Source organism: Mesorhizobium sp. BR1-1-15 (assembly GCF_020165475.1).
Lineage (GTDB): Bacteria > Pseudomonadota > Alphaproteobacteria > Rhizobiales > Rhizobiaceae > Mesorhizobium.
On sequence record NZ_JAIUIF010000003.1, the window covers coordinates 340,675 to 360,187 of the forward strand.

Here is a 19,513-nt window from a genome sequence, read left to right on the forward strand (position 1 = left end):
TCCGGAACTGCGTTAAAAACCAAGAGACGAGGCGGCCTCGTCGTTTTCCATGGAAAGGCGAGGCCGCTCTGTTTCAGGTAAGCGTCAGGTCGGCCTTGTCGTCATCGGCGAGCAGCTTCACGTCGCCGCCGGCGAAGAGCACGTCGACCTCGTCTCCAATGGCAAAAGTGTCCGCCTCGAGCGTCGAGCGCACGATGGCTTTCGAGCCGTCGGCGAGCTCCACCTCGTATTTGGAGCCGGAGCCGAGATAGATGGCCTCGCCGATACGCCCGGCGAGCCGGTTGCGGCCATCCCCGCCGCCGCCGCGACGCGCAAGCGCCAGCTTTTCGGGACGCAGCAGCATCACCGGCTTGCCGCCATTGGCGAGACGCTTTGCGGTCGCCACTCTCTGGCCTGATATTTCGATCGCCGTCTCCTTGCCGGAAGTGGCGGCGGGGCCGCGCAGCACGGTGGAATCGCCAATGAACTTGCCGACGAAAAGCGTCGCCGGCTCGTCGTAGAGTTCGCGGCCGGTGCCGATCTGCTCGATACCGCCGCGGTTGAACACGGCGATGCGGTCGGAGAGCACCAGCGCCTCCTCCTGGTCGTGCGTCACATAGACGAAGGTGGTGCCGAGTTCGCGGTGGATGCGCTTGATCTCGAGCTGCAGCCATTCGCGCAGTTTCTTGTCCAGCGCGCCGAGCGGCTCGTCCATCAGCAGCAGCGGCGGATCGAAGACGATGGCGCGGGCCAGCGCCACGCGCTGCTGCTGGCCGCCCGAAAGCTCGCTTGGAAAGCGATGGCCGAAATCGGCCATCTTGACCATGTCGAGCGCGTGGCGGACGCGGCGTTCGCGTTCTGCCCCGGTGACGCCGCGCAGCTTCAGCGGATAGGCGACATTGCGGCCGACCGTCATGTGCGGGAACAGTGCATAGTGCTGGAAGACCACGCCGATGTTGCGCTTGTGCGCCGGCACGCCGACCACGCTCTTTTCCCCGACCAGCAGCTTGCCGCTGGTCAGGTCGGTAAAGCCGGCGATCACGTTCAGCGTCGTCGTCTTGCCTGAGCCGCTCGGGCCGAGCAGCGTCATGAATTCACCCGGCTCGATTCGCAGCGACACGCCGTCGAGCGCCTTGAAGGAACCATAGGCCTTGCTTACCGACTCCAGGTCGATCGCCGCACCACGATTTTCCGCTTTCCGATTCATAAGCCTCCCTTCCGCTCACGGCCAAGAAGCAGCATGCCGCCGCCGATCAGCAGTGTCGTTGCGCATAAGAGGATCGTGCCGACGGCCGCGACCGTCGGATCGGCGTCGCGCGTGATGGAAGCGAAGATCTGCACCGGCAACGTCTTGAGATAGGGATTGGTGATGAACAGCGACACGACGATCTCGTCGAAGGAGGTGGCGAAGGCGAACAGCAGGCCGGACAGTACCCCAGGGGCAATCAGCGGCAGCGTCACCGTGCGGAACGTGGTGAGCGAACCTGCGCCCAGGCTCGCCGCGGCTGTCTCCAGCCGCTTGTCGAACACTTCGAGATTGGCCGAAACGGCGATCAGCACGAAAGGCAGCGCAAGGATGGTGTGCGCCAGCACGAAGCCGAGCAGCGTGCCGACAAGCCGCGTGTCGAGATAGACGGCGTAGATGCCGATGGCCAGGACCACGCCCGGCACCACCATCGGCGTCAGCATCAGCATGCGCAGGAGGTTTGCCGGCCGCGCCTGCATGCGGTCGAGGCCGAAGGCGGCAAGGGTGCCGAGCACCGTTGCCAGAACCGCAACGATCGATGCGACCCTCAGTGAGTTGAGGAAGCTGGTCGACCAATCCGGATTGGTGACAAAATTTTCGTACCATTGCCAGGAGAAGCCCTGGGGTGGAAATGCCAGCGATTTGTTCTCGTTGAATGACATCGGCACCACGACGAGCGTCGGTGCCACCAACCATATGGCTACCAGCAGGCAGACAAGGCCCAGCATGAGGCGGGTAAGCGGCTTCATCTCCATCAGGGCCGCCCCGCTTGCCGATGGCTGGACCGCATCACGGGCGCGGCAAGCGCCAGCAGCACGAAGGTCGTGACGAGCAGCACCACGCCCATGGCGCCGCCCCTGCCCCATTGCAGGAGACTGAGCACCTGTGTCTGCACCAGCGTCGACAGCATCGTCGAGCGCGGTCCGCCGAGCAGGGCCGGCGTGATGTAGAAGCCGAGCGCCAGGATGAAGACGATGATCGCACCGGCATAGACGCCAGGCAGCGACAGCGGCAGATACACCGTGAGGAACGCGCGCGAGGGTCTCGCCCCGAGGCTCCGCGCGGCTTGCATCAGCCTGAGATCGATGCCTTTCATGACCGAATAGAGCGGCAGGATCATGAAAGGCAAAAGCACCTGCGCCATGCCGATGACCACGCCCGTCTGAGTGCGGATCAGCCTGATGCCACCGAACCCGAGCGCCCGCAGGATCGAGTTGATGACCCCCGAATCCTGCAGCAGTATCACCCAGGACAAAGTGCGTACCACGCCGCTCACCCAAAACGGGATCAACACACATAGCAGCAGCACCAAGCGCACGCGTGGTCGGACCGCGGTCATCAGATAGGCATAGGGATAGGCGCAAACCACGCAGACCAGCGTGACCCATGCTGAAATGAGGAAGGTCCGCCGGAGCACGGCTAGGTTGACGGGCGCGCCGAAGAACCAGATATAGTTCTGCAGGCCCCACTGCGGCTCCGACAGGCTGCGCACGACGATGGTGAGCAGCGGATAGCCAATCACCGCGAAGAGCAGGACCAGCGCCGGCAGCGCGAGCGCGAACGGCCGCCATGCCCGGCGCCTTTCGGCGGCCGGAATGGCTGGCTTGGACACGCTCACGGCCTTGGTCTCCCTCAGCCGGTCAGTTGCCGGACATCAGCGCGGACCACTTCTCCTGCGCCACCGCGAAGTTCGGGACCCAGAACTTGAAGTTCTGCTTGTAGCCCTGCTTCTGGCGTTCGGGCGTGTTGGTCAGGAAAGCGGAGACGGAAGCGTCGACCTTGGGCTGCGCTTCACTGTTGATCGGCGTGTAAGACGTTTGCTCCGTCAACACCTCCTGCGCGTGCTTGCCAAGATAGGCGTTGAGCAGCGCGTAGGATGCCTCCGTGTCCTTGGCGCCGACGGGGATCGTCATCTGATCCATCACCACCAGCCAGTCCTGCCAGGCCGGTGCGTATTTGGCGCCGTTCTTGACCGCGGTCATGGCGCGGCCTGTCCACATCATCAGCATGTCGGCCTCGCCGGATTCGGCGAGTTGCTGCGATTCTGCACCCGTCTTCCAGAAGATGGTATCGGGGCCCAGCTTGCGAACCACATCGATGGCCTTGTCGATATCGGCCACCGTCATCGCCTTGGGGTCCCCGCCGGCAACCTTGAACGCCTGTTCCAGCAAGCCACCGGTCGGGCTGCCGGAGCCGTCGATTCCGCGCACGCCGGGGAATTTCTGCGTGTCGAAGAAGTCGGCCCAGCTCTTGGGCGGATTGTCCTTGTACTTTTCGGTGTTGTACATCAGCACGACGCCGTAGTTCATCGCCGGCACCGAGCACTCGCCGACCTGGCCCTCGGGAATTTTCGAGACGTCGAGTTTGGTGAAGTCCAGCTTCTGGAACAGTTTGCCGCAATAGACATAAGGCGGCAGATCGTCGGTATCGACAACGTCCCATGTCACATTGCCGGACTCGACCTGCGCCTGCAGCTTGGCGATCTCGGTCGGGCCGTCATTGAGCAGCTTGACGCCCGACTTGTCGACGAACTCCTTGAGCGCCGCCGCCTGGCCGTCCTGGTAGATGCCGCCATAGGACACGAAGGTCAGCGTCTTGCCCTTCAGCGAGCCTTCGGCCACCTCCCCGGCAACTGGCTTCGATTGCGCGAGCGCGGCCGTGGCCGCCAGAAGCACGCCCAGGCACGCCGCATGTGCAAATTTCACTCTCATCTTCAACTCTCCCATTCCAGAGCTCGCATTTGTTCTCATTCACCCGGATGCGAGCGGTTTCCGGGCCTGTACCGATCGAGTTCGAGCGCGCCGGCGGTCGGCGGCGCGATGATCCAGAGCACCTCCGCCGGCGTGTCGCCAACATTGACCGTGCGGTGCGGCACCGAGGTCGCGTATTCAACACTGTCGCCTTCGCGCATCAGATGTCGCTCGTCGGCAAGCGTCAGTTCGACGGTTCCCTTGAGCACCATGAACATCTCATGCTCGCCGCCATGCACATAGGCGTCGTCGCCGGTCGAGCCGCCGACCTCGAAATGCCCCGCATAAACCTCGAACTGATGGATCGGCCGCCGCGACAAAAGCATCTTGCGGCCTCGCACGCCGACGGGAACGACAGGCCGTTCCTCGCGCCTCAGCACCTTGTGCAACGGACGGCTGCTGCCCTCGAACAGGTCGTTGATGCCGAGATCGAGAGCGGCGGCGATCCTGAGCAGCGTGCCTGTGTTGGCGCCGCACAGATTGCGCTCGAGCTGGCTGATGAAGCTCGCCGTCGTGCCGGTCATATCGGCCAACCGGCGCAGCGAGACGCGCCTTGCCATGCGCAGCGCCTTGATGCGGGGACCGACGCCGCCGGCCTCAGGGGTGGCCGCGACCGTGCCATTCACCTCTTTCGCCGTGGAGTCCGATACGCGTGGCATTGCCGCTCCCGTTTCACTTAACACCTTATTAAGTGGCGATGGCGTTGGCAAGCGCGGACGGCATGCCAAGATTTCGGCGCCCATCGATCCTGCCGGTCGCACCGGATCGGGCTGAAAACCGTCCATACGGCGGGAAATCCGCATTAGCGGCGATCCAGGCATGAAAAAACCGACGTCAGCTTGCTTCTGACGTCGGTCATTTAGGTTTTGGGATCGTCGCACCCGGTCTTTCCGAGGAAAAACCGAGGTTGGTTCGATCCGACGCAGACCCGTGGGCGGGGGGCTTGGGGTTTACGAGCCGGTGCCGGACCGAACCGTCTCAGGCAACGCCGGTAAATTCGTCGGACATTGGGGCATGAGCGCGGATAAAAAATGGCGAGAATGTGGCGGAGCATCACCAATTCCAACATGTCGTTTGCAAACGTGACTGGACGCGACGGAAATGGCGCGGGTCCGCACCGCTTCGCCGGCACTTGCAATTCGATGGCGAAAGCGCCAACTTTGGTTGGCAAAGATTCATTTTTGAAGGATCGAGGCATGACCGATCACGGCGGCGGGACGGAGGATGGCGACGCATCCGCGATACTGATCCCGCTCCACGAGGCACGCCGTGCGCGCCTCGACCAGCCGGTGCGCTTCGAGCGGCGCGAACTGGACCAGATCCTGAAACTCTACGGGCGCATGGTTGCCGCCAATGAATGGCGCGACTACGCTATCGATCATCTCACCGACAGGGCCGTGTTTTCAGTGTTCCGCCGGGCCAGCGAGGTGCCGCTGTTCCAGATCGTCAAGGACCCGAAACTGGCACGCAAACAAGGCGCCTTCGCCGTCATCGCCGCGGGCGGCCGTATCCTCAAGCGCGGGCAGGAGCTTGGCCGTGTGCTCGGCGTCTTCGACAGCAAGTTGAAGCTGGTCGAGGCCTGAAACAGCGGCGCAATTGCTTCGGTTGGCCTCAGTCTTGGGCTCATCTAAGCCATTACTTTTCTTGACGGAATTTCCGCTCCGGCAATGATTCCGGATCGGGCGGGGCGGATGCCCCGCCGTTCAGCGCCAGTTGCATGAACACCGTGTCCAGCCAGCGGCCGTGCTTGTAGCCGGAGCCTTCGAGGCGGCCGGAATGACGAAAGCCGAGCTTTTCGTGCAGCTTGACGGAAGCGCTGTCGGGATGGCCATCGCCGATCACCGCGACGATCTGGCAAAAGCCCGCAGCCTCGGCGGCCGCGATCAGGCTTTGCATCAGTTTGAGGCCGACACCCTGGCCCTTGGCATCAGGCGCGACATAGACGGAGTCCTCGACGACAAAGCGATAGGCCGGGCGCGGCCGGAAGGGACCGGCATAGGCATAGCCGAGCACGGCGCCATCCTTTTCCGCCACAAGGTAAGGGAAGCCGCCGGCCTGGAGCGTGTCGAATCGCGTGCCCATTTCGGCGCGACCTGGCGGCTCCAGCTCGTAGCTCGCCGTGCCGCGGGTCACAGCGTCGGCATAGATTTGCGTAATGGTGTCGAGGTCGGCCGCGCGTGCGGCCCGTATAACGATAGTGCTCATTCTTTATGCAGGCCTCTTTGTCTGCCTGCAATAACAGCAAAGGTCGGCGCAAAAGAAAAGGGCGGCCGTTGGGCCGCCCCTTCCAAACCCGATGGTCCAGTCAGACCATGACGCGGACCAGCCCTCAGCGGCGGTCGCCCATGAACTGGAGCAGGAACATGAACAGGTTGATGAAGTCGAGATAGAGCGTCAGCGCGCCCATGATGGCCTTGCGGCCAGCGACGTCGGAGGCGTCGCCCTCGAAATACATCTCCTTGATCTTCTGCGTGTCGTAGGCGGTGAGGCCGGCGAAGACCAGCACGCCGATCGCCGAGACGGCGAAGGACAGCGCCGACGACTGCAGGAAGATGTTGATGACCATCGCGATGATGATGCCGAACACGCCCATGATCAGGAACGAGCCCATCGCCGTCAGGTCGCGCTTGGTCGTGTAGCCGAACAGCGACAGCGCGCCGAAGGCCGCGGCGGTGGCGAAGAAGGTCTGCGAGATGCTGGCGGTGGTGTAGACCAGGAAGATCGACGACAGCGACAGGCCGACCAGGCCCGCATAGACCCAGAACGTCGTCTGCGCCGCCGACACGCTCATCGACTGGACGCGGAACGACAGGAACAGAACGGCGGCCAGCGGGGCCAGCATCACCAGCCAGCGCAGCGGCGAGCCGAAGATCGCGTAGCCGAACGAGGTCAGCATCTCGCCGCTCGGCAGCGTCGCGACAGCCGAGGCCGGATCGGTGGTTGTGGCCAGCATGATCGTGCCGACGGCGGCAAGACCAGTGATGAGGAGACCAAGCCCCATCAAATTGTAGACCTTGATCATATAGGCGCGCAGGCCCTGATCGATGTCGACGGCGGCGCCGGGCACGGCGCGCGTCTGATAGTTGCGAATGGGTTCAGCCATTGTGGTCCTCTATTGCTTCTGCCCCGTCCGGTGTCGGGTCCACCCGGACCCAGGCGCCGCTGGCGGGACTCCAGCATGCCTGCGGCGAAATATGATGGTTATTCGCGTCAAGAACAAGACCGTAACCGGGTGTAATGCTTCGTGAGGCACGCATGGCGCGGTTTTCCAGCCCTTTGGCCGCGAAACATTACGTCGATTTAACCAAATGCCGGCCGTCGGCGGGGTGGAACCGATGCGGACTCAGAGGTTTCGCAGCACGGGCGCTGCCTTGTGGCCGAGCACCCGCCAGGTGCCGGCGAGACCGATGCCGACGGTGATGACCAGCGCAAAGAGAATGGTCGCCACCGCCACTTCCGGCATGAAATGCGACGGCAATGTCATGATGCGGGCGACGACGAACCATGCGGCGGCACTGCCGGCGGCGAGCGCGAAGACCGCCGTGGCGAGGCCGATCAGCATGTATTCGAGCGAGAAGGCCGATATCAGCGTCAGCCGCGTCGCACCGAGCGTCTTCAGCACCACCGCGTCATGGATGCGCGCCCGGTTGCCGGCGGCGAGTGCGCCGGCCAGCACAAGCACCGACGCGATCAGTGCCACGCCGGCCGCCGCCCTGATCGCCGCGCCGAGCTGTCCGACCAGACGGTTGACGATGTCGAGCGCGTCCTTGACGCGGACCGTAGTGACTGCCGGGAAGGCGCGGGTGACGGCATTGAGGATGCGGGCGTCATCAGCCGCGGTGGCGCTCTTTTCGGTCAGCGTCGCCACCCAGCCATGCGGCGCGCCGGCAAATGTGTTGGGCGAGAACACCATGACGAAGTTGATGCCCATCGTCTCCCATTCGACCTGGCGGAAATTGGCGATCCTGGCCGTGACATTGCGGCCGAGCACGTTGACGGTGACGGTATCGCCGAGCTTCAGCCCGATTTCCTTGCCTTCCTTGTCGGAAAACGAGACGAGCGGCTCGCCGGTATAATCGGCCGGCCACCAGTTCCCCTCGGTCAGCGTCGCGTTGTCCGGCTGCTTGGCCTCATAAGTCAGGCCGCGGTCGCCGCGCAGCACCCAGGCGCCCTCCGCCGGCACCTTGACCTTGTCGACGGCGACGCCGTTGAGCGCCATCACCCGGCCGCGCAGCATCGGCACCTTGGCCAGCGTCCCCTGCGGGGCCTCCTTGCTGATCAGACTGGAGAAGCCGTCGACATCGCTGCTCTGGATATCGACGAAGAAGAAGTTCGGCGCCCGCTCAGGCAGGCTGCCGGAGATCTGCCGCCGCAGATTGCCGTCGATCAGCGCCAGCGTCACCAGCAGCGTCAGGCCAAGCCCCAGCGACAGCACCACCGACGGCGTCAGCGCGCCTGGCCGATGGATGTTGCCGACGGCGAGCCTGAGCGCCACGAAGCGCACGCGCGGGCTCTTCCTTGCCGCCCATTGCACCAGCGCACCGACCAGGCGCAGCACCAGGAAGGCGAAGATGGTGGCCCCGACGAAGATCGAAGCGATGCGCTGGTCGCCCGAAAACAGGATGGCGAGCGCTGCAAGAAGCACTGCGATGCCGAGCGCCGAAACGACATAGATAGCGCGTGGAAAACCGCGGCCTTCCAGTCCCATCTCGCGGAACAGCGCGGTCGCCGGCACATCGCGGGCGCGACCGAGCGGCAGCAGCGCGAAGGCCAGCGTCACCAGCAATCCGAACAGCGCCGCCATGCCGAGCGCGCCGGGATAAAAGCCGCCTTGCGCCGGCACCGGAATGACGGACTGAAGCGCGGCGCTCGCGGCGAAGGGCATCAGCGCACCGAGCACCAGACCGGCGGCGATGCCGAGGGCCGCGATCATCAGGATCTGCACGAGGTAAACGGCAAAGACGAAGCCGCCCGATGCGCCCAGGCTCTTGAAGGTGGCGATGACGCCGCGCTTGCCGTCGAGATAGGCGCGCACCGCGTTGGCGACGCCGACGCCGCCGACCACCAGCGCCGTCAGCCCGACCAAAGTCAGGAATTGCGAAAAGCGTTCGATGTTGGAAGAGAGCGCCGGGGCCGCATTGCTGCGCGTGCGGATCGACCAGCCGGACTCCGGGAAATCCTTGGCAGCCTTGTCCTGGATGGCCTTGAGCCGCGCCTCGTCGGCGTCGGGGGCCAGCCGGATCTTGTAGGAATTCTCGACGAGGCTGCCCGGCTGAACCAGCCCTGTCGCGACCAGGCCCTCGGTCGAGATCATCAGGCGCGGCGCGAAACCGAAACCTTCGGACACGGCATCGGGCTCGGTGACCAGCCTGGCGCGCAGTTCGAAGGTGGCGGTTCCGAGCTTCAGCCGATCGCCGAGCTTCACATGCAGCCGCTCGAACAGCAAGTCGGGCGCGGCCGCGCCGAAAACACCGAACTGCTCGCCGAACAGTTCCTGCTTCGTCAGCGCCGGCTCGGTTTCCAGCGCACCGTAAAGCGGATAGGCCTCGTCGACGGCCTTGGCCTCGACCAGCGCCTGATCGGAGCCGTCGGCAAGCCGCGCCATCGAGCGCATGCTGGCGGTTCTCGACACCGTGCCCAGCCCATCGAGGAAGCCGCGTTCGGCTTCGCTTGCGTCGCGCTGGTTAAGCTGGAAGCGCAGATCGCCGCCAAGCAGCGTCTGGCCCTGGTTGGCAACGCCGCCACTGATCGAGCGGGCCACGGAATTCACGCCGCCGATCGCCGCGACGCCGAGCGCGATGCAGGCAAGAAAAATCAGAAAACCGGACAGGCCGCCGCGCATCTCGCGCAAGGAGAAGCGGACGGCGAGCTTCAACGTCCGCGCCGGTGACATCAGGCGATGGCCTTGGTCGGCGCCGGTGCCTCGATCCTGCCGGAGCGCATGGAGACCTGGCGCGAACAGCGCGCCGCGAGCGCCTGATCATGCGTGACCAGCACCAGCGTCATGCCGCGCTCGGCCGCCTTGGCGAACAAAAGGTCGGCGACCTGCTTGCCGGTCGCCTGGTCGAGATTGCCGGTCGGCTCGTCGGCGATGAGGATGCGCGGCGACGGCGCCAGCGCCCGGGCCATCGCGACGCGCTGCTGCTCGCCGCCCGAAAGTTCGCCGGGATAGTGCGTGACGCGGTCGCTCAAACCCACGGCCGCCAGCTCGCGTTCCGCCACCGAGAACGGATCGGCATGGCCGGCCAGCTCCAGCGGCACGGCGACATTTTCGAGCGCCGTCATATTGGGGATGAGATGGAAGGACTGGAACACGATGCCGATGTTTCGCCCCCGAAACGATGCGATCTGATCCTCGCTCTTGCCGTTGAGCAGCTCGCCGGCGATTCGTACCGTGCCCGAATCGACCCTTTCCAGACCGGCGAGAACCATGAGCAGCGTCGACTTGCCCGACCCCGACGGCCCGACGATGCCGGTCGCCTCGCCGCGCGCCACATCGAGGCTGACGCCCTTCAGCACATGGACGGACGAGGCGCCTTCGCCCAATGTCAGCGATACGTCTTTCAGCTCGATGACGGCTTCTGTCAAAATGAAAGCGTCCTATATGGAGATGAGGGCTTCGCCTGCCGGGCCGTCGCCGGAAGAATTCTCTGTCATATGGGACCTGCCGCATGTCTTTCCAACGCAGAATTGCCGCAGGCCTGATCGTTTTCCTCGCCATTTGCGGCGCCATTTCGTCGGCACGCGCCGAGCCTTTCAAGATCGTCGGTTTCGGCGACAGCCTGATGGCCGGCTTCGGCCTCGGACCCGACGAAGGTTTTACCGACAGGCTGCAGGCGGCGCTGCGCGCCAGGGGCAGGGATGTGACCGTCGCCAATGCCGGCGTTTCCGGCGACACCTCCAGCGGCGGGCTGGCGCGGCTCGACTGGTCGGTGCCGGACGGCACACAGCTTGTCATCCTCGAACTCGGCGCCAACGACATGCTGCGCGGCGTTTCCCCCGACATCACCCGCAAGAACCTGGATACGATGCTGGCCAAGCTGAAACAGCGCAAGATCGCCGTTCTGCTGGCCGGCATGCGCGCAGCGCCCAATCTCGGCGCCGATTATCAGAACGCCTTCGACGCCATCTTTCCGGAACTGGCCGCAAAATACGGCGTTACCTTGTACCCGTTCTTTCTCGACGGCGTAGCCGGCCGGTCCGCCCTGCAGCTTGAGGATGGCTTGCATCCGAACGCCAAGGGGGTCGCCCAGATGGTCGAGCGCATCCTGCCTGCGGTCGAGAAGGCCATCGCGGCGGTGCCGGGAGGATCGTGAGACGGGATAGGCCCTTTCCGTTGGGGAAATCTTTTTGACGAGACCTGTGACCAACAAACCTCTTGCCCCGTTTGATTATCGATGATTCGCTGGGGGCACAGTTCGATTCGAGGAAGGGAGGCTCTTCATGCCGCGTCTTTTCACCGCCCTCGAAATTCCGCGTGACGCCGCCCTTTCGCTGTCCCTGCTCAGGGGCGGCCTGCCCGGGGCCCGCTGGATCGACGTCGAGAACTATCATCTGACGCTGCGCTTCATCGGCGATGTCGAAGGCCATGTCGCCGACGAGATCGCCAACGCGCTCGACCGCGTCCACCGCCCCTCCTTCCCGCTGACGCTGTCGGGCGTCGGCGCTTTCGGCCAGAAGAAACCGCATGCCGTATGGGCCGGGGTCTCTGCCTCGCCGGATCTCTCGGCGCTTCAGGCTGAAATCGAGCGCATCTGCCAGCGGCTCGGCATTCCGGCCGATCCGCGCAAGTTCATGCCGCATGTCACACTGGCCCGCCTGCGCAATTCGAGCCCGCTGGACGTCGCCCAATATCTTTCGGCGCGCGGCAATTTTTCGACATTGCCGTTCCGCATCAGCCGGTTCGTCTTGATGTCGTCGCGCGATTCGGTCGGCGGCGGCCCCTACATCGTCGAGGAAGCCTGGCCGCTGTCGGGCGCCGATACGCGCGCGGCAAGCCGCGTCGCCAGCGCCTCCGACGCTTCGCGGATCATGCGGTAGACCTCGGCGAAGGCTTCCTCGCCGTCGTGATAGGGATCCGGCACGTCGCGCGCCTTTCCCTGCGCAAATTCCAGGAACAGGTGGATGCGGTCGCGCACGCCGGCGGGCGCCAGCGTCTTCAGGTCGGCGACGTTCGACCTGTCCATGCCGAAGATCAGGTCGAAACGCGAGAAATCCTCGGGCGCGATCTTGCGTGCCCGCAGTTCCGATATGTCGATGCCGTGGCGCGACGCGATGGCGATCGAACGCCGATCAGGGGCGGAGCCCGCCTCCCAGTCGCTGGTTGCGGCCGAATCGAGCACTATGTCCCGGCCCAGTCCACGTTCCGTCAGCACGGAACGAAGCACGCCTTCCGCCAGCGGCGAGCGGCAGATGTTGCCCAGGCAGACGAACAGAATGGATTTTATGGGCTTCGTGCTCATCGATCCGGCGCTATGGTGAAAGTCATCTTCGAAATAGCACAGGAACCGGACATGACGAGAGAGAAACTTGGCAAGGAAGCCATCGTCGCGGCGCTGACAGACCTCGAAGGCTGGTCGCTGGCTGCGGATGGCGCTTCCATCAAACGGACGTTCACCTTCAGGAATTTCTCCGAAGCCTTCGCCTTCATGACCCGCGTCGCGCTTGCGGCCGAGAAGATGGACCATCATCCCGACTGGTCGAATGTCTACAAAACCGTCGACGTGACGCTGAACACGCACGATGCCGGCGGAGTCACGGCGCTTGACATCGAGTTGGCGAAGAAAATGGACCGCTTTGTTGGCTAGGGTAATTCATAGGTGCGGCAACCCCGGCTTCGTCAGCCACGGGCGGAGCGGGAGCGAAGCGGACGCGCAGACCCGAGGATCCATGCCGCGACGTTGACCAAGGGGTGCAGTCGAGCAGAATTCAGCACCGCTGCGTCGCTCTTGAGTCGCGGCATGGATTCTAGGGTCTGCGCCGCGTCGCTTCGCTCCTTGCTTCGCCCTAGAATGACGACGGGAGGGGCGTTTGCCGCCGAACTCCAAGGGAGGACGACTGCCAGCGGAGTGTCCGCTAGGCCGGCATCACCTGATCCGCAGGACAGCACGGTAAAGACTGATCCGATTTTCAGGCCAGCGATCTCCCAAGCTCTTGCAGCAAGCGTCGGGTTTCACCACATTTTGCCCCGCGGCCATGCGCAGGCAAGCGCATGAGCCCGCAAGGAGAAATTGATGGCGCAAAAATCCGGTTTTGATTTCTTCGGCTTTGGCGACAGGCTGGGCGGTGAGGGCGAGGTGCGCGAGAAATTCTGGCGCACGGCCAAGAGGGCCGCGCGGCAGATCCCGTTCATGGAAGATGTCGTCGCGGCCTATTACTGCGCCATGGACAAGAACACGCCGCTGCGCGCAAAAGGCATCCTGGTGGCGGCACTCGGTTATTTCGTCCTGCCGGTGGATATGGTCCCCGACTTCATCCTCGGCCTCGGCTTCACCGACGATATCGCCGTGCTCACCGCCGCGATCACCGCCGTCAGCGCCCATATCACGCCGGCGCACCGGCAGGCCGCCAAGGACGCCATATCGGACAAGGGCTGAGCCCTGGAACCGGCCTTCGCGCGCGCTGGACACCAGCGTTCAGAGGGCTTGTGGAAAGTCAAACTCTTGCCGCTTTCATGCCCTCCAAGTCGCCGAAGGGACATCGCGCCCGCCGCTTGAAAGGCGGCGGCGCGAAGACGGCGGCGGTTTCCTGGGGTGAGCGTCCTTTTCTCAGAGGTAATTCACCGTTTGGTAACCCAGATTAAATCAAAATGAAGCGACGGCAGGACGCCACGCGGCCCGCCTCCGCACCATTTGGAATACGGGAAAAACGATGCGCGGATTGATTGCGACAGTTTCGAGCCTGGTCCTGGTGGCCTTCGCAGCGCCGGCGATGGCACAGCAGGCGACCAAGATCGGCCAGCACAATGCCTGGGGCACCTACAGCTACCAGGCATCGGGCGGCAAGGTCTGCTATGTCCTCACCGTGCCGACCGACAAGCAGCCGCCGACGCTCGACCATGGCGACATGTTCTTCTTCGTCAGCCAGCGGCCCGGCCAGCAGGTGTCCTACGAGCCGCAATTCATCGCCGGCTACACTTTCCAGGAAAACTCCAAGGCCACCGTCACAATCGACAAGAAGACGTTTTCGATGTTCACGCGCGGCAAGTCGGCCTGGGTCGAGAACGCCGCCGAGGAGCCGGTGCTGATCGCCGCCATGAAATCCGGCACCGACATGAAGGTGCAGGCCAAGTCCGGCCGCGGCAACACCACCTCCTACGTCTTCTCGCTGAAAGGCATCTCGGCGGCGCTGTCGTCGATCGCCAACTGCAAATAGTCGAAATTTCGCTTTGAACAGAGAGGCCGGACCCTTGAGTCCGGCCTTTGTTTTTCACGCCGGACCTGGTTCCGGCGCCGCCTCCGCCCTGCGCCGGCGGATCGCTTCCGCGATGAAGACGCGCGACAGCGCGTGATAGAGTGGCTCGCGCGAGATCATGCGCGCCGTGCCGTAGCCCAGCATCGAGGCCAGCATTAGCGCGATGACATTGTCGTGATTGCCGGTCATCTCCAGTATGATGACGAAGGCCGTCATCGGCGCCTGCACGACGCCGGCGAAATAACCGGCCATGCCGAGCAACGCGGCCGCACCCGTGCTGGCGCCGAAGGCGAGGCCGAGCGAGCTGCCGATGCCGGCGCCGACCGAAAGCGAAGGCGCAAAGATGCCGCCCGGAATGCCCGAGACCATCGACAGCAGCCCGGCAAGGAACTTCTCGGCGAAGAAGAACCAGGGCAGCGGCGTGCCTTCAACGGCGCCGCGCGCCTGCGCGTAGCCGGTGCCGAAGGTCAAGCCGCCCGAGGCGATGCCGATCGCCGCGACGCCGAGCCCGCAGATGGCGGCGACCAGCAGGACGCGCCGCAAGGGCTGCCCCGTGTTCCAGCGTCGGATCCGGCGCGTCGCCTTCAGTGCCAGGAGCGAGAACAGCGCGCCGAGGCCGCCGCCGATGACGCCGCAGGCAATCACAAGCGGCCACTCGGCGGCAAACGAGATCGTCTCCTTCGAGACACCGAAATAGGTGTAGTTGCCAAGCAGGCCGAGCGAGGCGATGCCGGCCAGGATCACCGCCGTCAGCACCAGCCCGTTGGTCCGCGCTTCGTAGGTGCGGCCCATTTCCTCGATGGCGAAGACGATGCCGGCCAGCGGCGTGTTGAAGGCGGCCGCGATGCCGGCGGCCGAGCCGGCCAGGATCAGGCCGCGCGCCTGCGCCATGCCGCCCCAGCGTGCCGCCTGCAGCATCAACGACGCGCCGACCTGCACGGTCGGTCCCTCACGGCCGATCGAAGCGCCGCAGAACAGGCCGACCAGGGTGAGCGCGATCTTGCCCGCGACCAGCTTCAGCGACAGGATGTGGCCACGGTCGTCGTCGCGCAGATGCCGCGCCGCGATCGCCTGCGGAATACCGCTGCCTTGCGAGCCCGGGAAGAAGGCTTGCGCCAGCCAGGCACACAGCACGAAGCCGACCGGCGTGATCGCCAGCGGCAGATAGAAACGCCAGCCGCCGTCATCGCCGGTCATGGCATGGAACAGCGCCTGCGCCTTGTCGGCGAGCACCGCGAACAGCACGCTGATCACGCCGATGCAGATCGCGCCGGCCCAGAACACCAGCCGCGGCTGCCACACCCGGCGAGAGCCCCACATCGCGCGCGAACGCCGCAGCAAGGGGTATTTTCGCACTGTACCGGCCATGTCTGTCCTCTCGACGGAGCCCCAGCCCTAACACAGGCATGGCCTCGATCAAGCGTTCGCATCAAACGTGAAATGGAAGACGGACGTGGAGCAAAAGTCCATGGCTGCGGTTTGGCACCATGAACAAGGAACCATGAGTTATGCCGGTTCGGCGCAATGATCGTCATTTCCGCATTGATCTTGAGACACCCTCAACACCGACAGGTGGATATCTCGACCTGCGTGTGCTGAGTGGTCTGCGGGAACAAGGCTCGGATGGGCTCCCGCCGACCTTCGAGCCGGCGGGAATATCGATCGACGGCAGGCTTCACATGGCCATTTTTTCGCATTCCGCCTGAGCCTTCTTGGTCGACGTGTCGATCATGAAGGCTTTGCCCTTGGCGTCGGTCATCATCATCATGCAGTGCTTGATCGGCTTTGCCATCTTCATCATCTCGGCACTCATTTTCGGGTCCGGCGTCATGGTGCCCATATGCCCGTCCGGCATGATTGCCGTGACTTGCCCTGCCTTCATCATGGTCATTGTGCCCATCGCGTCTTCGGCAAATGCCTGCGAGGCGCAAAGGCCGACGAAGCTGGCAATGACGGTGAGCTTGATAGAGTTCATCGTGCATACTCCCATTTGTCAGGGCATGGTTGCCCCATTCAGGGTTCGAACGCGCGGTGAGAACCGTTACTTCAACACGATCAAGTGATCCGTTTTCGGGCGAAAAGCACGGACCGCAGGTCTGACCGGCCGGCGCATCTGTCAATCGGTCGGCGCACGGATCGCCTCGCCATCGCATGACTCCGCCGCCAAGCTGTGCTATGGGCCGCCCTTCATATCAGGCCGATGGATGAAATCGGCCGCAAACCGCTTATATCAGTGCAACCATGACCCTTTCATTCGACCTGACCGCCGAAGGCGCCCGTGACGCGTTGCGTGCCCGCGCGACACAGCCGGAAAAGCCGTCGCTGATCGGCCTGACGCGCGCCGAACTGGGCGAGGCGCTCGTCGCGTCCGGCATCGTGCCGGAGCGCCAGGCAAAAATGCGTGCACAGCAGCTCTGGCACTGGATGTATGTGCGCGGCGTCTCCGATTTCGCCGGCATGTTCAACATCTCCAAGGATCTTCGCGCCGAACTCGACAAGCATTTCACCGTGGCGCGGCCCGAGATCGTCGAAGAGCAGATCTCCGCCGACGGCACGCGCAAATGGCTGTTCCGCTTCCCGCCGCGCGGCGCCGGCCGCCCGGTCGAGATCGAGACTGTCTACATCCCCGAGGAAGGCCGCGGCACGCTCTGCATCTCCTCGCAGGTCGGCTGCACGCTGACCTGCTCCTTCTGCCACACGGGCACGCAGAAGCTGGTGCGTAACCTGACTGCCGAGGAAATCCTCGCCCAGTTGCTCACCGCGCGCGACCGGCTCGGCGATTTCCCCGACCGCGACACGCCCGACGGCGCCATCGTGCCGGCCGAGGGCCGCAAAGTGTCCAACATCGTCATGATGGGTATGGGCGAGCCGCTCTACAATTTCGAGGCGGTCAAGAAGGCGCTGCTGATTGCTTCCGACGGCGACGGCCTTTCGCTGTCGAAGCGCCGCATCACGCTGTCGACCTCAGGCGTGGTGCCGGAGATTTTCCGCACCGGCGAGGAGATCGGCGTCATGCTCGCCATCTCGCTGCACGCCACCAATGACGATCTGCGCGACCTTCTGGTGCCGATCAACAAGAAATATCCGCTCAAGGAGCTGATCGCCGCCTGCCGCGCCTATCCCGGCCTGTCGAACGCCAGGCGCATCACCTTCGAATATGTGATGCTGAAGGACGTCAACGATTCCCTCGACGACGCCAAGGCGCTGGTCAAGCTGCTCAGGGGCATTCCGGCCAAGATCAACCTGATCCCGTTCAACCCCTGGCCCGGCACCAACTACCAGTGCTCGGACTGGGAGACGATCGAGAAATTCGCCGACTACATAAATAACGCCGGCTATGCCTCGCCGATCCGCACGCCGCGCGGCCGCGACATCCTCGCCGCCTGCGGCCAGCTCAAATCGGAATCGGAGCGCATGCGCAAAGTCGACCGGCTGGCGCTGGAAGCCATGATGATCGCGGGGCACGGCGAGGCGTGAGGCGTCTCGTCGCCGGGCTCAAGCGCTTCGTCTTCATAGCAGTCGGCTATATCGCCGCCGTGCTGACCTCGATCCTGGTGCCTGTGCTGCTGATCGCTCTTCTGGAAGGGCTCGAATATGGCAACTGGTCCATCGTTTTCGCATTCGACTGGCTGGTTTCCTTCCCGCTCGCGGTAGCGACGGTGGCGGTCTGCGCGCTGTTGATCGTCGGCCCCGCGATCTTCATGGCCGAACGCTTGTCGCTTCGGGGCTGGTTCTACTTCGCGGCCACGGGCGCGATCACGTCCATCGCATTCGGGGTTCTTGTCCCGGGCTCGGCCGGAGGGTTTGTTTTCAACCCGGGCTTTCTCGGGTTCCTGGCCACCGCCGGCATTGCCGCCGGTTCGGTCTACTGGTTTCTGGCCGGGCGCAAGTCCGGCCATCCCTTACGCCGGGATTCGCAATGACCCGTCTCGTCGCCTATATCGTGCGCCTTGCCGTCATCCTGTTCGGCTATGCCGTCGCCGCGCTGGCGGCCAGCGCGTTCCTCAATGTCCTGTTCCTGGCCTCCCTCGGCTACACGCCGGCGCATGCGGAGCCGGCGGCGACCGCCTCGCTCTATTTCTCGATCCCCTTCGTCGCGCTGTTTGCCGCCTATTTCGCCTTCATGCCGGCGGCCCTCGTGATTCTGATCGCCGAGATTCTCGGCCGGCGCGATTGGCTGTTCTATGCGCTGGCCGGTGCGATCGTCGCCGCCGTCTTCCTCGGCTTCGCCGACCAGATGGGCGACACGCCATTCGCCGTCACCGAGCCGCGCGCCATGGCCGCCGTCATCGGCGGCGGCATGGTCGGGGGCATCTTCTATTGGCTCAGCGCCGGGCGCTGGGCCGGAACCTGGTGGAAAGCCGAACCCTGACCTCGAACCGAGCGCCCACGTAAGCAGGGAGCTTTGCTGACCTCCGGTTCGGAAGAGATCAGCAGCGAACAGCAAAATCCTACTTCGCCTGGGCAGTCAGGATTTTGAGCGCGAACGCGGAAAACACGCCGGCGAAGAGATAGTCGACCACCCGCGTCACGCGCGGGCTGGCCTTCATCGCCGCCGAGAATTTCTCCGCCGCCAGCACCATCGGGGTCGTCACCGGGGTCGAGAGCACCACGAACATGGCGCCGAGGAAGAACAGCTTTCCCGGCGCGTGCGGATCATGCGCGGAGACGAATTGCGGCAGGAAGGTCATGAAGAACAGGATGATCTTCGGGTTGAGCAGGTTGACGCCCAGCCCCACCATCCAGCTCCGGAACAGCGAGATTTGCGGGCCCGTCTTCTTCTCCGGCGAGAAGGCCGAACCCTTGGTGATCGCCTGCCAAGCCAGGAAGACGAGATAGCCGGCGCCGAAGATCTTCAGCACGAAGAAGGCCATCGGCGAGGCGACGATCAGCGCCGAGACGCCGACCACCACCAGCGTGGTGTGGATCAGCGTGCCGCACAGCGCCCCCGCCATCGAGGCGAAGCCTGCGGCGCGGCCCTGGCTCAGCGTGCGCGAGACGAACAGCGTCATGTCCGGCCCCGGCGTGATCGCCAGGATGACCGTGGCGATGGCGAACTGGATCAGCGTTGCGGTGTCGGGAATGAAGGACATGGTAGGCCCGTTGACTTTCGATACGCAGCTAT

The 19,513-nt window shown here is 64.2% G+C and carries 22 protein-coding genes; 9 read left to right on the top strand and 13 right to left on the bottom strand.

Features of this window, described 5'->3' with window-relative positions; genetic code table 11:
• Positions 1 to 73 precede the first annotated feature (73 nt).
• Genes LB541_RS07885 through LB541_RS07905 form a run of 5 tightly spaced genes read right to left on the bottom strand, consistent with a single transcriptional unit; the run spans position 74 to position 4,634 of the window.
• Positions 74 to 1,186 carry an ABC transporter ATP-binding protein gene (locus LB541_RS07885; protein ID WP_140662687.1) on the bottom strand — a complete coding sequence of 371 codons (1,113 nt, stop codon included), beginning with the start codon at positions 1,184 to 1,186 and terminating at the stop codon, positions 74 to 76.
• Entirely contained in the window at positions 1,183 to 1,980 is a 798-nt protein-coding gene (locus tag LB541_RS07890) for an ABC transporter permease (protein ID WP_140514017.1), read from the bottom strand. Before LB541_RS07890 ends, LB541_RS07885 begins: the two co-directional genes overlap by 4 nt.
• Complete coding sequence (locus tag LB541_RS07895) at positions 1,980 to 2,843, bottom strand: ABC transporter permease (RefSeq protein ID WP_140879440.1); 864 nt, start codon at positions 2,841 to 2,843, stop codon at positions 1,980 to 1,982. Before LB541_RS07895 ends, LB541_RS07890 begins: the two co-directional genes overlap by 1 nt.
• Before the next feature lie 22 nt (positions 2,844 to 2,865).
• Positions 2,866 to 3,936 (bottom strand): extracellular solute-binding protein, encoded by a 1,071-nt coding sequence (locus tag LB541_RS07900; protein WP_181165196.1) that lies wholly within the window; start codon positions 3,934 to 3,936, stop codon positions 2,866 to 2,868.
• A gap of 35 nt (positions 3,937 to 3,971) precedes the next feature.
• On the bottom strand, positions 3,972 to 4,634 hold the full coding sequence (locus tag LB541_RS07905) for a helix-turn-helix domain-containing protein (protein ID WP_224618137.1): 663 nt from the start codon (positions 4,632 to 4,634) through the stop codon (positions 3,972 to 3,974).
• A 537-nt stretch (positions 4,635 to 5,171) separates the two neighbouring features.
• Here LB541_RS07905 and LB541_RS07910 point away from each other — a divergent pair.
• Positions 5,172 to 5,558 carry a DUF2794 domain-containing protein gene (locus LB541_RS07910; RefSeq protein ID WP_140514020.1) on the top strand — a complete coding sequence of 129 codons (387 nt, stop codon included), beginning with the start codon at positions 5,172 to 5,174 and terminating at the stop codon, positions 5,556 to 5,558.
• A gap of 52 nt (positions 5,559 to 5,610) precedes the next feature.
• On the opposite strand, the gene LB541_RS07915 is transcribed toward LB541_RS07910, so the two are convergent.
• From LB541_RS07915 to LB541_RS07930, 4 genes are all read right to left on the bottom strand, one after another.
• Positions 5,611 to 6,180, bottom strand: coding sequence for a GNAT family N-acetyltransferase (locus LB541_RS07915; RefSeq protein ID WP_140628263.1), 570 nt, complete (start codon positions 6,178 to 6,180; stop codon positions 5,611 to 5,613).
• A 124-nt stretch (positions 6,181 to 6,304) separates the two neighbouring features.
• Entirely contained in the window at positions 6,305 to 7,078 is a 774-nt protein-coding gene (locus LB541_RS07920) for a Bax inhibitor-1/YccA family protein (RefSeq protein WP_140492223.1), read from the bottom strand.
• Between the two features lie 240 nt (positions 7,079 to 7,318).
• On the bottom strand, positions 7,319 to 9,868 hold the full coding sequence (locus LB541_RS07925; RefSeq protein ID WP_224618138.1) for an ABC transporter permease: 2,550 nt from the start codon (positions 9,866 to 9,868) through the stop codon (positions 7,319 to 7,321).
• Positions 9,868 to 10,563: an ABC transporter ATP-binding protein gene (locus LB541_RS07930; RefSeq protein ID WP_140655007.1), complete on the bottom strand. Its 696-nt coding sequence runs from the start codon at positions 10,561 to 10,563 to the stop codon at positions 9,868 to 9,870. Before LB541_RS07930 ends, LB541_RS07925 begins: the two co-directional genes overlap by 1 nt.
• Before the next feature lie 83 nt (positions 10,564 to 10,646).
• On the opposite strand from LB541_RS07930, the gene LB541_RS07935 reads away from it, so the two are divergent.
• Both LB541_RS07935 and thpR read left to right on the top strand, forming a co-directional pair.
• On the top strand, positions 10,647 to 11,291 hold the full coding sequence (locus LB541_RS07935) for an arylesterase (protein ID WP_140897696.1): 645 nt from the start codon (positions 10,647 to 10,649) through the stop codon (positions 11,289 to 11,291).
• A 127-nt stretch (positions 11,292 to 11,418) separates the two neighbouring features.
• Positions 11,419 to 12,015 (top strand): RNA 2',3'-cyclic phosphodiesterase, encoded by a 597-nt coding sequence (gene thpR, locus LB541_RS07940; RefSeq protein WP_140524588.1) that lies wholly within the window; start codon positions 11,419 to 11,421, stop codon positions 12,013 to 12,015.
• Here thpR and LB541_RS07945 read toward each other — a convergent pair.
• Positions 11,919 to 12,437, bottom strand: coding sequence for a low molecular weight protein-tyrosine-phosphatase (locus tag LB541_RS07945; protein WP_140492208.1), 519 nt, complete (start codon positions 12,435 to 12,437; stop codon positions 11,919 to 11,921). The genes thpR and LB541_RS07945 overlap by 97 nt on opposite strands.
• Before the next feature lie 51 nt (positions 12,438 to 12,488).
• Here LB541_RS07945 and LB541_RS07950 point away from each other — a divergent pair, with 51 nt between their 5' ends.
• The 3 genes from LB541_RS07950 (at position 12,489) to LB541_RS07960 (ending at position 14,349) form a co-directional block, all read left to right on the top strand.
• Positions 12,489 to 12,782, top strand: a complete 294-nt coding sequence (locus LB541_RS07950) for a 4a-hydroxytetrahydrobiopterin dehydratase (RefSeq protein WP_140625370.1) — start codon at positions 12,489 to 12,491, stop codon at positions 12,780 to 12,782.
• 426 nt (positions 12,783 to 13,208) lie between these two features.
• Positions 13,209 to 13,571, top strand: coding sequence for a YkvA family protein (locus LB541_RS07955; protein ID WP_140554788.1), 363 nt, complete (start codon positions 13,209 to 13,211; stop codon positions 13,569 to 13,571).
• 274 nt (positions 13,572 to 13,845) lie between these two features.
• Positions 13,846 to 14,349: an invasion associated locus B family protein gene (locus tag LB541_RS07960; RefSeq protein ID WP_140492199.1), complete on the top strand. Its 504-nt coding sequence runs from the start codon at positions 13,846 to 13,848 to the stop codon at positions 14,347 to 14,349.
• 54 nt (positions 14,350 to 14,403) lie between these two features.
• Here the strand turns inward: LB541_RS07960 and LB541_RS07965 are convergent, their stop codons facing one another.
• Both LB541_RS07965 and LB541_RS07970 read right to left on the bottom strand, forming a co-directional pair.
• Positions 14,404 to 15,756: a chloride channel protein gene (locus LB541_RS07965; protein WP_224618139.1), complete on the bottom strand. Its 1,353-nt coding sequence runs from the start codon at positions 15,754 to 15,756 to the stop codon at positions 14,404 to 14,406.
• Between the two features lie 307 nt (positions 15,757 to 16,063).
• Positions 16,064 to 16,363 (bottom strand): hypothetical protein, encoded by a 300-nt coding sequence (locus tag LB541_RS07970; protein ID WP_140662671.1) that lies wholly within the window; start codon positions 16,361 to 16,363, stop codon positions 16,064 to 16,066.
• Between the two features lie 266 nt (positions 16,364 to 16,629).
• Between LB541_RS07970 and rlmN the strand changes: the two genes are divergently transcribed.
• The 3 genes from rlmN to LB541_RS07985 are packed head-to-tail and all read left to right on the top strand — an operon-like array spanning position 16,630 to position 18,760.
• Positions 16,630 to 17,865, top strand: a complete 1,236-nt coding sequence (gene rlmN / locus LB541_RS07975; protein WP_140559217.1) for a 23S rRNA (adenine(2503)-C(2))-methyltransferase RlmN — start codon at positions 16,630 to 16,632, stop codon at positions 17,863 to 17,865.
• Positions 17,862 to 18,311, top strand: coding sequence for a hypothetical protein (locus LB541_RS07980; protein WP_140580216.1), 450 nt, complete (start codon positions 17,862 to 17,864; stop codon positions 18,309 to 18,311). The genes rlmN and LB541_RS07980 overlap by 4 nt, the downstream gene beginning before the upstream one ends.
• A complete protein-coding gene (locus LB541_RS07985; RefSeq protein ID WP_140628273.1) occupies positions 18,308 to 18,760 on the top strand; it encodes a hypothetical protein in 453 nt (150 codons plus the stop codon). Before LB541_RS07980 ends, LB541_RS07985 begins: the two co-directional genes overlap by 4 nt.
• A 79-nt stretch (positions 18,761 to 18,839) precedes the next feature.
• Here LB541_RS07985 and LB541_RS07990 read toward each other — a convergent pair whose 3' ends face one another.
• On the bottom strand, positions 18,840 to 19,481 hold the full coding sequence (locus LB541_RS07990) for a LysE family translocator (protein ID WP_140492181.1): 642 nt from the start codon (positions 19,479 to 19,481) through the stop codon (positions 18,840 to 18,842).
• Between the last annotated feature and the right edge of the window lie 32 nt (positions 19,482 to 19,513).